The organism is Geodermatophilus sp. CPCC 205506 (assembly GCF_051383635.1).
In the GTDB taxonomy this organism is placed as follows: Bacteria; Actinomycetota; Actinomycetes; order Mycobacteriales; family Geodermatophilaceae; genus Geodermatophilus.
Genome location: NZ_JALPKP010000090.1, coordinates 1 through 11190 on the forward strand (window position 1 = coordinate 1; position 11190 = coordinate 11190).

General features: G+C 75.1%; 11 protein-coding genes. 7 read left to right on the top strand and 4 right to left on the bottom strand.

What is annotated here, in order from left to right; all coding sequences use genetic code 11:
• A partial coding sequence (locus MY520_RS27240) for a hypothetical protein (RefSeq protein ID WP_436695830.1) occupies positions 1 to 238 on the top strand: 238 nt, incomplete at its 5' end.
• 68 nt (positions 239 to 306) lie between these two features.
• Positions 307 to 2490: a hypothetical protein gene (locus MY520_RS27245; protein ID WP_436695831.1), complete on the top strand. Its 2184-nt coding sequence runs from the start codon at positions 307 to 309 to the stop codon at positions 2488 to 2490.
• 24 nt (positions 2491 to 2514) lie between these two features.
• Here the strand turns inward: MY520_RS27245 and MY520_RS27250 are convergent, their stop codons facing one another.
• Positions 2515 to 4272: an acetyl/propionyl/methylcrotonyl-CoA carboxylase subunit alpha gene (locus tag MY520_RS27250; protein WP_436695832.1), complete on the bottom strand. Its 1758-nt coding sequence runs from the start codon at positions 4270 to 4272 to the stop codon at positions 2515 to 2517.
• A 130-nt stretch (positions 4273 to 4402) separates the two neighbouring features.
• Here MY520_RS27250 and MY520_RS27255 point away from each other — a divergent pair, with 130 nt between their 5' ends.
• The gene (locus MY520_RS27255; RefSeq protein WP_436695833.1) at positions 4403 to 5152 is read left to right on the top strand and encodes a methyltransferase domain-containing protein; all 750 of its coding nucleotides are present in this window, start codon (positions 4403 to 4405) and stop codon (positions 5150 to 5152) included.
• Here the strand turns inward: MY520_RS27255 and MY520_RS27260 are convergent.
• The 3 genes from MY520_RS27260 to MY520_RS27270 are packed head-to-tail and all read right to left on the bottom strand — an operon-like array spanning position 5130 to position 7590.
• Entirely contained in the window at positions 5130 to 5738 is a 609-nt protein-coding gene (locus MY520_RS27260; protein ID WP_436695834.1) for a Maf family protein, read from the bottom strand. The two genes, MY520_RS27255 and MY520_RS27260, sit on opposite strands and share 23 nt — an antisense overlap.
• A complete protein-coding gene (locus MY520_RS27265) occupies positions 5735 to 5962 on the bottom strand; it encodes an acyl-CoA carboxylase subunit epsilon (protein ID WP_436695835.1) in 228 nt (75 codons plus the stop codon). The genes MY520_RS27260 and MY520_RS27265 overlap by 4 nt, the downstream gene beginning before the upstream one ends.
• Complete coding sequence (locus MY520_RS27270; RefSeq protein WP_436695836.1) at positions 5962 to 7590, bottom strand: acyl-CoA carboxylase subunit beta; 1629 nt, start codon at positions 7588 to 7590, stop codon at positions 5962 to 5964. The genes MY520_RS27265 and MY520_RS27270 overlap by 1 nt, the downstream gene beginning before the upstream one ends.
• A 97-nt stretch (positions 7591 to 7687) precedes the next feature.
• On the opposite strand from MY520_RS27270, the gene MY520_RS27275 reads away from it, so the two are divergent.
• From MY520_RS27275 to MY520_RS27290, 4 genes are all read left to right on the top strand, one after another.
• Positions 7688 to 8527 (top strand): biotin--[acetyl-CoA-carboxylase] ligase, encoded by an 840-nt coding sequence (locus MY520_RS27275; protein ID WP_436695837.1) that lies wholly within the window; start codon positions 7688 to 7690, stop codon positions 8525 to 8527.
• A gap of 31 nt (positions 8528 to 8558) precedes the next feature.
• A complete protein-coding gene (locus MY520_RS27280; RefSeq protein WP_436695838.1) occupies positions 8559 to 9122 on the top strand; it encodes a PH domain-containing protein in 564 nt (187 codons plus the stop codon).
• A 73-nt stretch (positions 9123 to 9195) separates the two neighbouring features.
• On the top strand, positions 9196 to 10347 hold the full coding sequence (locus MY520_RS27285; protein WP_436695839.1) for an exonuclease SbcCD subunit D: 1152 nt from the start codon (positions 9196 to 9198) through the stop codon (positions 10345 to 10347).
• Positions 10344 to 11190 (top strand): AAA family ATPase (locus MY520_RS27290; RefSeq protein ID WP_436695840.1); only part of this gene is annotated, 847 nt, incomplete at its 3' end. The genes MY520_RS27285 and MY520_RS27290, both read left to right, overlap by 4 nt.

The window sequence follows — 11190 nt, forward strand, 5'->3', positions numbered from 1 at the left end:
CGCGCCGGCCGCGTCCGCCCCGGAGGCCGCCCCGCCGGCCGCCCCGCAGGCCGCCGAGCTGCCGGCACCGGCGCCGGTGGAGCAGGCGCCCACGGAGCTGCAGACGCAGGCGCAGGAGACGGTCGACCCGGCGGCGACCGGGACCTCGTGGCCGCCGCTGCTCGCGGTCGCCGTCGGCGCCGTGGTCCTGTTCCTGGCCGGCGCCTGGGCCGGCCGTCGACTGCGCGCCCGCCCCTGACCGACCGCCGTCCGGATCGGCACCCGCGGTGCCGATGGAGAAGTCAGTCCACCGGCCCTGGAGTTCCCGTGTCCCTCGTCCGCCGTCCGCCGACCCTGCGGTCGCTCGCCGTGCTCGCCGCCGTCGCGACCGCCCTGCCCCTGCTGGGCGCCCCGCCCGCCCTGGCCGAGGACCCGGCCCGCGGGGACACCCTCGTCGGTGAGCTCGTGCAGGCCTGGCCCGAGCACACGGACGAGGACCCGGCCGAGGCCGCCGCCCTGGCCGCCGACGGTCCGCTCAGCTGGATCGAGACCGCGCCCGGCGAGGCCGTCCGGGTGCCGACCGACGACGTCGCGGACATCCCCGTCGGCGCGACCGTCGAGGTGACCGTCGGGGACGAGGTGACCGACGCCCCCGCGGCCGAGCAGGGCCTGGACCCGGCGCGCGAGGTGCTGTCGGCCGAGGTCGTGGAGCAGCCGGCCGCCCCGCCCGTCGCGCCGGCCGCCCCGCCGTTCACCAACCAGGTCACCGTGGTCCGCGTCCTGCCCGCCGGTGGCACGCCGGACGGCACCGCGACGGCCGACGTCGCCGCGCTGGTCGACGGACCCGTCGCCGACTTCTGGGAGCGGGAGACCAACGGGGCCGTCCGGCTCGGGGTCACCACCACCGTGACCGACTGGGTCAGCTCCACCAAGGGCTGCGACGACCCGTACCTGCTCTGGAACGACGTCGCCGGGAAGATCGGCTTCGCCCCGGCTCCGGGTCGCCACCTCCTGCTCTACGTCACCAGCACGCCGGCGCTGCCCGCGTGCTCCTACGGCCTGGCGCAGGTGGGCACCGGCCTGGGGGCCGGCGGGTTCCTCTACGTGCGCGCCGCCCGGACGTCGGTCCTCGCCCACGAGTTCGGGCACAACTTCGGTCTGGGCCACGCGTCGGGCCTGCAGTGCGACCGCAGCGTGGAGACGGGCACCTGCCGGACGGTGGCCTACCGCGACTACTACGACGTCATGGGCGTGTCCTGGGAGCAGGTCGGTTCGCTCAACGTCGCGCACGCCGACCGCCTGCGCGTCCTGCCCGGCTCGCCCCAGGCCTTCACCCCGGGTGGCCCGGCCGGCACGGTGACGATCGCCCCGGTGTCGCAGTCGACGGGGACCCGGGCGGTGACGCTGGCCCCGGGCGGGACCGACCCCACCTACTGGCTGGAGTACCGGCCCGCGGGCGGCCAGGACGCGTGGCTGGGCAGCGGCGCCAACTGGCACGGTCTCCAGGCGGGTGTGCTCGTGCGGCAGTCCCAGGGTGGCCGGGACACCTCCGTCCTGCTCGACCCGACGCCGTCGGCGAGCACGGGGTGGAACGGCGACATGCAGCAGGCCCTCCCGGTCGGGACGCCGGTCGTCCTGGCCGGCGGCCGCTTCACCGTGACAGTCCAGAGCGTGTCCGCGTCCGGCGCGGTCGTGCGCGTCGAGACGGGCACGTCGGCCACCCCGGCCACGCCGATCGACTCGCTCTACACCGCATCCGGTGGCGCCCAGGGCCCCCTCGGCGCACCGACCGGGGCCGAGACGTGCGGCGCCCGGAACGGGGGCTGCCTGCGACAGTTCCAGCACGGGGTCGTCTACTGGTCCCCGGCCACGGGTGCGCACTCGGTGATCGGTGCGGTCCACCAGAAGTGGGCGGCGCAGGGCTGGGAGTGGGGCCGGCTGGGCTACCCGGTCACCGACACGACCTGTGGCCTGGTGGCGGGCGGGTGCTTCCAGCACTTCGAGGGCGGATCCATCTTCTTCAGCCCGGCCGGCGGTGCCCGCGCCGTGGACGGGGTGATCCGCGACCGCTGGGCGGTGCTGGGCTGGGAGCGGGGCGTGCTCGGCTATCCCACGGGCGACGCCGCGTGCGGGACCCGGAACGGCGGCTGCCTGCAGCAGTTCCAGCACGGGGTCGTCTACTGGTCCCCGGCCACGGGTGCGCACTCGGTGATCGGTGCGGTCCACCAGAAGTGGGCGGCGCAGGGCTGGGAGTGGGGCCGGCTGGGCTACCCGGTCACCGACACGACCTGTGGCCTGGTGGCGGGCGGGTGCTTCCAGCACTTCGAGGGCGGATCCATCTACTTCAGCGTCGACACCGGGACCCACCAGGTCTGGGGCACCATCCGGGACCAGTGGGCGGCGCGGGGCTGGGAGTCAGGCCCGCTGGGGTACCCGCGGGCCGATCCCTCGTGCACCGCCCGCGGCTGCTCTCAGACCTTCCAGGGTGGAACCCTCGTCGGCACGCTCTGAGCGCAACGGGGGTGGGGAGCCCCGCTACTCGGCGTCGGCGATGGTGCAGATCACCGCGCCGCTGGTGACGGTCGCGCCGACCTCGGCCGACAGGCCGGTCACGGTGCCCGACTTGTGCGCGGCGATCGGCTGCTCCATCTTCATCGCCTCGAGGACGACGACGAGGTCACCGGCCTCGACGGAGGTGCCGTCCTCGACGGCGACCTTGACGATCGTGCCCTGCATCGGGCTGGTGAGGGCGTCGCCGGAGGCGGCCGACCCGCCGTGGCCGCCGCCCCGCTTGCGCGGCTTGGCCCCGCCCGCGGCCGCGGCCGGCCCGCCGGTGGCCAGGCCCGCGGGCAGCGACACCTCCAGTCGCCGTCCGCCGACCTCGACGACGACGGTCTGCCGCGGCTCCGGCTCGCCGTGCCCGGCCGGGGCGGCGGCGTAGGGGGCGACCTGGTTGTCCCACTCGGTCTCGATCCAGCGGGTGTGCACCGAGAACGGCTCGCTGGTGAAGGCCTCGTCCCGGACGACGGCGCGGTGGAACGGGACGACCGTCGGCATGCCCTCGACGACCAGCTCGTCCAGGGCCCGGCGGGCGCGCTGCAGCGCCTCGGTGCGGGTCGCACCGGTGACGATCAGCTTGGCCAGCATCGAGTCGAACGCGCCGGCGACCTCGCCGCCGGTCTCGACGCCGGAGTCCCAGCGCACCCCGGGGCCCTGCGGGATCTCCAGCCGGGTGACCGGGCCGGGGGCGGGCATGAAGTTCCGCCCGGCGTCCTCGGCGTTGATCCGGAACTCGATGCTGTGCCCGCGCGGCGCGGGGTCCTCGGTGATCTCCAGCGGCAGCCCGTCGGCGATCCGGAACTGCTGGCGGACCAGGTCGACGCCGCTGGTCTCCTCGGTGACCGGGTGCTCGACCTGCAGCCGGGTGTTCACCTCGAGGAAGGAGATGGAGCCGTCGACGCCGACCAGGTACTCGACGGTGCCGGCCCCGTGGTAGCCGGCCTCCGCGCAGATGGCCCGGGCCGAGGAGTGGATCCGCTCCCGCTGCTCGTCGGTGAGGAAGGGCGCGGGCGCCTCCTCCACCAGCTTCTGGTTGCGCCGCTGCAGGGAGCAGTCCCGCGTGCCGACGACCACGACGGTGCCGTGCGTGTCGGCGAGCACCTGGGCCTCGACGTGCCGCGGCTTGTCCAGGAACCGCTCGACGAAGCACTCGCCGCGGCCGAAGGCCGACACCGCCTCGCGGACGGCGGAGTCGAACAGCTCCGGGATCTCCTCCTTGGTGCGGGCCACCTTCAGCCCGCGGCCCCCGCCGCCGAACGCCGCCTTGATCGCGACCGGCAGGCCGTGCTCCTCGGCGAAGGCGAGCACCTCGTCGGCGCCGGACACGGGGTCCTTGGTACCGGGAACCAGCGGGGCGCCGGCCTTCATCGCGATGTGCCGGGCCTGCACCTTGTCGCCCAGGGCGATGATCGCCTCGGGGGAGGGGCCGATCCAGGTGAGCCCGGCGTCGATGACCGCGCGGGCGAAGTCGGCGTTCTCGGAGAGGAAGCCGTAGCCGGGGTGGACGGCGTCGGCGCCGGACTTCTCCGCCGCGGCGAGGATCTTGTCGATCACCAGGTAGGAGTCGCCCGGCGTCGTCCCCCCGAGGGCGAAGGCCTCGTCAGCGGCCCGGACGTGCAGGCCGTCCCGGTCGGGCTCCGCGTAGACCGCGACGCTGGTCAGTCCGGCGTCCCTGCAGGCGCGGGCGACCCGCACGGCGATCTCGCCGCGGTTGGCGATCAGGACCTTCTGCACCAGGGTGCTCCCTCCGAGTTGACCCGGTCGGACTGTAGCCACCGCGGCGACGGCGACACGCGCGCAGGTGGGCCTCCGGGGGAGCGCCGGAGCACGCGCGACGGGGACACACATCCCCTACCCTGCGGCGATGACCTCCGGAGCGGCCCAGGAACGCCGACCCGACCCGGACACGCGCGCCCTCAACGCCTCGTTCGACGAGCGGCCCGACGAGTACGACGACCTGCGGGCCGCCGGGCACATGGCCCGGCGTCGCGTCGAGTACTTCACCGGCGTGCTCGACGAGGTGCCCGGGACGGTGCTCGAGGTCGGCTGCGGAACCGGGACGCTGCTGCGGGAGCTGGCGGCCCGCCGTCCCGACCGGACGTTCGTGGGCGTCGAGCCGCTGCCCAACTACGTGGACTTCGCCCGGCGGCGGGCGGAGGAGGCAGGGCTGGCCAACGTCCGCTTCGAGGTCGGCACGGGGGAGACCCTCGGGCAGGTGGTGCCGGCCGGGTCCGCCGGCCTGGTGGTCAGCGTGGACGCGCTGCACCACGTGACGGACCTGGACCGGGTGGTCGCCGAGGTGCGGGCCGTGAGCGCCCCGACGGCGCGGTGGCGGGCCATGGAGCCCAACCGGGTGCACCCGTACGTGTGGGCGTACCACGTGCTCACCCCGGGCGAGCGCACCTTCGCCGTCCGGGACTTCCTCCGTCGGGCCGGGGACGCGGGCTGGCGGCTGGTCGGCTCGACCACGCTCTTCCTCTACCCCAGCGGCGTGCGCCGCGTGCCGGCCTGGGCCGAGCAGCTCGAGCGCCGGCTGGAGGGCCTGCGGCCGGTGGCCGGGGCGGTCGTCCTCGACCTCGCCGTCGAGGGGGTCAGCGGCGCCAGAGGTCGGTGACCGCCAGGCCGCGCTTGGCCAGCTGGCTGCGCAGGGTCGACAGCGACAGACCGACCACCGCCGCGGGGTCGCCGTCCACCCGGCGGACGAACGGGGCGCCCAGCCCGTCGAGGGTGAAGGCCCCCGCCACCGCCAGCGGCTCGCCGGTGGCCAGATAGGCCTCGATCTCCTGCGGCGTCGGGGTGGCGAAGTGCACCACGGTGGAGACGACGGCGACGTCGCGGGCCACCACCCGGCCGTCCTGGACGTCGAAGAGCGCCTGGCCGGTGTGCAGCACGCCGCTGCGCCCGCTCATCCGCTGCCACCGGTCGCGGGCGTCCTTCACGTCGGCCGGCTTCCCCATGGCCTGCCCGCGGAACTCCAGCAGCGAATCGGCGCCGACGACGAGCGCGTCGGTCTCCTTCCCCGCGACCGCGCCGGCCTTTGCGGCGGCCAGCAGCGCGACCCGCTCACCGACCCGCGGCGCCCGGACGGCGGTCTCGTCGACGTCGCTGACCACGACCTCGGGCGCCAGGCCGGCCTGGCGCAGCAGCGTCAGCCGCGCCGGGGACGCCGACGCGAGCACCAGCCGACGATCCACGCTCATGAGAACCTCCCGGAGGCGCGCCAGCCGCCGGGGCCGGGGCGCAGTGGTGTGCGGTGCGCGTCGCCGGCCGAGGCCCACGCGCCCACCGGGGTGGGGCGGCGGCCGGGACGGCGTTGGGACTGGGCGGCGACGACGACGGTCAGGGCGGCGAGCTCCTCGGCGGTGGGCTCGCCCCGGACGACCCGCAGTAGCGGGCGCCGCGGCTCGGACTCGGGCTCGGCCATCAGAGCGGGATGTTCCCGTGCTTCTTGGGCGGCAGCGTCTGGCGCTTGTTGGCCAGCAGGCGCAGGGCGCGGGTCACCTGCACCCGCGTGTGCGAGGGCAGGAGCACCTGGTCCACATACCCACGGTCCGCGGCGATGTACGGGCTCAGCAGCGCGTCCTCGTACTCGGTGATCAGCTCGGCGCGGCGGGCGTCGGAGTCGTCGGCCTCGGCGAGCTCCCGCCGGTAGAGGATGTTCACCGCGCCCTGGGCGCCCATGACGGCGATCTGCGCGGTGGGCCAGGCCAGGTTGAGGTCGGCGCCGAGGTGCTTGGAGCCCATGACGTCGTAGGCGCCGCCGTAGGCCTTGCGGGTGATGACGGTGATCTTGGGGACGGTCGCCTCGGCGTAGGCGTAGATCAGCTTGGCGCCGCGGCGGATGATCCCCTCCCACTCCTGCGAGGTGCCCGGCAGGAAGCCGGGGACGTCGACGAAGGTCAGCACTGGGACGTTGAACGCGTCGCAGGTGCGGACGAACCGGGCGGCCTTCTCGCTGGCGTCGATGTCCAGCGTGCCGGCGAACTGGGTGGGCTGGTTGGCCACCACGCCGACCGGCCGGCCCTCGACCCGGCCGAAGCCGACGACGATGTTCGGCGCGAACAGCGCCTGCACCTCGAGGAACTCGCCGTCGTCGAGGACGTGGGTGATCACGGTGTGCATGTCGTAAGGCGTGTTCGGCGAGTCGGGGATGAACGTGTCGAGCTCGAGGTCGGCCTCGGTCACGCCGTCGGGGACGGAGACGTCGACCGACGGCACCTCGGCGACCGGGAGCGGGTCGAGGTTGTTGCTGGGCAGGTAGGACAGCAGCGCCTTGACGTAGTCCAGCGCGTCGGCCTCGTCCTCGGCCAGGTAGTGCGCGACGCCGGACTTGGTGTTGTGCGTTCGGGCGCCGCCGAGCTCCTCGAGGGTGACGTCCTCGCCGGTGACGGTCTTCACGACGTCCGGGCCGGTGATGAACATCTGGCTGCTCTTGTCGACCATGACGACGAAGTCGGTGAGCGCGGGGGAGTAGACGTGCCCGCCCGCCGCGGCGCCCATGACGAGCGAGATCTGCGGGATGACGCCGGAGGCGTGCACGTTGCGCCGGAAGATCTCCGCGTACAGGCCGAGGGCGACCACGCCCTCCTGGATGCGGGCGCCGCCGCCCTCGTTGATGCCGATGACGGGGCAGCCGTTGCGCATGGCCAGGTCGAGGACCTTGACGATCTTCTCGCCGTAGACCTCGCCGAGGCTGCCGCCGAACACGGTGACGTCCTGGGAGAACACGCAGACCGGGCGGCCGTCGACGGTGCCGTAGCCGGTGACCACGCCGTCGCCGAAGGGCCGCTTGGCGTCCATCCCGAAGTTCGTCGAGCGGTGCCGGGCGAACTCGTCGAGCTCGGTGAACGAGCCCGGGTCCAGCAGCGCCTCGATCCGCTCGCGGGCGGTCATCTTGCCCGCGGCGTGCTGCTTCTCGACCGCGCGGGCCGACCCCGCGTGCGTGGCCTCCTCGACCCGCCGGCCGAACTCGGCCAGCTTCCCCGCGGTCGTGTGGATGTCGATGTCGCCGGGGACGTGCTCCCCGGCGCCCTCCAGTTCAGCCGCACTCACGCGTCCTCCTCGCTGGCGCTCGTCGGCCACGTCCGTGGCGCTGCTGTGCCCGTGCGTGAGCTCGCCAGCACGCTCACGGGTTCCGTAGCGTAGGGGAGTGGATTTCGCCTCGCCGTCCCGCTCGGCGGACCCCCACCGCCGCCCGCTGGACGGCGGGGCACTCGCGGCCGCGCTGACCTCGGACAGCGCCCTGTGGCGGTCGGTCCGGGTGGTCGACGAGGTCGGCTCGACCAACGCCGACCTGCTCGCCGCCGCGGCCGACGACGCCCCCGAGGGCACGGTGCTGGTCGCCGAGTACCAGGCGTCCGGCCGCGGGCGCCTGGACCGCACCTGGGTCTCGCCTCCGGGCGCCGGTCTCACCGTCTCCCTGCTGCTCCGTCCCGACGTGCCCGTCGCGCGGCGGGGGTGGCTGCCGCTGCTGGCCGGCGTCGCGCTGGCCGAGGCGGTGGGGGAGGTGCCCGGCGTGCGGGCCTCGCTCAAGTGGCCCAACGACCTGCTGGACGCCGGCGGCGCGAAGCTCGCCGGGATCCTCGCCGAGGTGGGCTCGGGCGCCGTGGTCGTCGGCGTGGGCCTCAACGTGTCGACGACGGTCGGCGAGCTGCCCCCGGGCGGCACCTCGCTCGCGTTGGCGGCCGGCCGTCCGGTGGACCGCGCGGCGGTCCTGCTGGCGTTCCTGCGCGGCCTCGAGCGCCGCTACCTGCCGTGGGTGGCCGCCCTGGGTGACCCGGTGGGCACGGGCCTGGCCCACGACTACCTGGCCTGGTCCTCGACGGTCGGGGCCACGGTCGCGGTGGCGCTGCCCGACGGGTCGGTCCTGGAGGGGGTCGCCGAGTCGGTCGACTGGGACGGCCGGCTCGTCGTCCGAACGGCGCAGGGTCCGGTCGAGCTGGCCAGCGGTGACGTGCGACACGTCCGGACACGGGCGCGGGAGCGCTGATCCCGGGCCCCCGCTGCGTCATCCTGTCGCGGTGCCCTACCCGGACAAGCTGCTGGCGGCCGACGAAGAGGTCGTCCGGCACCTGAACCCGCACTGGCTGACCCTCTTCGGCCCGGTCGTGGCCTTCCTGCTGATCGTCGGCGGGGCCTCCTTCGGCGCCGCGATGGTGCCCGACGGCCGCCAGCAGGGCGTCGTCCGCATGGTGATCACGGGGGTCGCCCTCGCGCTGCTCGTGGTGTTCGTGCTGGCGCCGGTGCTGCGGTGGCGCACCACCCACTACGTCATCACCACGCACCGGCTGCTGTTCCGGGAGGGCGTCCTCGCCCGGCACGGCCGGGACATCGGGCTGTCCCGGATCACCGACGTCTCCTACCGCCAGACGCTGTGGGAGCGGCTGATCAGCTCCGGCACCCTGACCATCGAGTCCGCTGGCGACGGCAGCGCCACGGTGCTCAAGCAGATCCCCGACAGCGACGGCGTCCAGCAGCTGCTCAACCACATGATCGAAGAGGACGCCGACCGCCGGGCCCAGGAGAACGCCGGGTACATCCGCGGCGACGGCTACGGCAGCGCGCACCCCACTGCCCTGCTCTGACTCCGTGATGTGACGGTTCCGTCACGGCGCGCCTCGGCGGTTCTGTCGGTACCCCGACCTACCTTCGGCGGCCATGCGGCTGCTGCACACCTCGGACTGGCACATCGGCCGCTCGCTGCACGGCGCCGACCTGCTCCGCGAGCAGGAGGCGGTGCTCTCCGGCCTGGCCGACGTCGTGGGAGCCGAGTCGGTCGACGTGGTGGTCGTCGCCGGTGACGTCTACGACCGCGCGGTGCCCTCGGCGGACGCGACCGCCGTCCTCGACCGGGTGCTGATGCGCCTGCGCACCGCCGGCGCAACCGTCGTCCTGACCCCGGGCAACCACGACTCGGCCCGCCGGCTGTCGTTCGGCGCCGGGCTCATGGCCACGTCCGGCGTGCACGTGCGGGCGGCGACCGGCCGGCTGGACGAGCCGGTGCTGCTGGGCGACGAGCACGGGGACGTCGCCGTCTACGGGCTGCCCTACCTGGAGCCGGAGATCGCGCGGCACGAGCTGGGGATGCCGGGCGCGCGCAGCCACGAGGCGGTGCTGGCCGAGGCGATGGACCGGGTGCGCGCCGACCTCTTCCTGCGGCCCGGCACGCGGTCGGTCGTGCTGGCGCACGCCTTCGTCGGCGGCGGGGTGGCCAGCGAGAGCGAGCGCGACATCTGTGTCGGCGGGGTGGACCTGGTGCCCGCCGCGGTGTTCGACGGCGTCGACTACGTCGCGCTGGGGCACCTGCACCGGCCGCAGACGCTCACCCCGCGGCTGCGCTACAGCGGCTCGCCGCTGGCCTACTCCTTCGGCGAGGCCGGCCAGGAGAAGCAGGCGTGGCTGGTCGACCTCGACGCCGCCGGGCTGGCCGGGGTCCGGGCCGTCCCGCTGCCCACCCCGCGTCCGCTCACCGTGCTCACCGGCACCCTCGCCGAGCTGCTCGCCGACCCCGCGCACGCGGCGGTCGAGGAGCACTTCGTCTCCGCCCGCCTGACCGACGCCGTCCGCCCGGCCGACCCGATGCGCCGGCTGCAGGTCCGCTTCCCGCACTGCGTGCACCTGGAGTGGACTGGCGGCGACGCGAACCGGGACGGGCGCAGCTACCAGGAGCGGCTGCGCGGCCGCAGCGACATCGAGGTCACCGGCGAGTTCGTCGCCCACGTCCGCGGCGGCGTGGGGGTCACCGCGGCCGAGCGGGAGCTCCTCGGCCGGGCGCTGGGGGCCGCCGCCCGCGAGGAGGCCGCCCTGTGAGGCTGCACTCGCTCTCGCTCACCGCGTTCGGGCCGTTCGCCGGCACCGAGACCGTCGACGTCGACGACGTCGCTCGCGACGGGCTGTTCCTGCTCTGGGGCCCCACCGGCGCCGGCAAGACGACGCTGCTGGACGCCGTGGTCTTCGCGCTCTACGGCACCGTCCCCGGCGCGCGCGGCGAGGAGAAGCGGCTGCGCAGCGACCACGCCGACGCCGCCACCCGCACCGAGGTCTCCTGCGAGCTGACCCTCGCCGGTGAGCGCCTCCTGCTGGTGCGCCGGCCGGAGCAGGCCCGCCCGAAGAAGCGGGGCGCCGGTGAGACCACCGAGCAGGCCCGGCTCACCGTGCAGCGCTGGGAGGGCGCGGTCTGGGAACCGGTCAGCACGCGGATCGACGAGGGGTCGGAGTACCTGCGGGTGCGGCTGGGCCTCTCCGCGGAGCAGTTCTGCCAGGTGGTGCTGCTCCCGCAGGGCGACTTCGCGCGCTTCCTGCGCGCCGAGCCGGAGGACCGCGCCCGGCTGCTGCGCACCCTGTTCGACGTGGGCCGGTTCGCCCGCGCGGAGGAGTGGCTGGCCGCCGAGCGCCGCACCGCCGAGGAGTCGCTGCGCGCCGACCGGCACCGGATCAGCACGCTGCTGCACCGCGTGGCCCAGATCGCCGACGTGGAGGTGCCCGAGGAGCTGGCGCCCGAGCTGGTCGGTGCCCGTCCCGGGACGAGCGTCGGCGCGTGGGTGGCGTCGGTGCGGGCGCGCGCCGCGGCCGACCTCACCGGGGCCGAGGCCGCCGCCGCGGACGCCGCCGCGCGGAGCGCCCGGGTCGACGCCGAGCTGGCCGCGGCCCGCG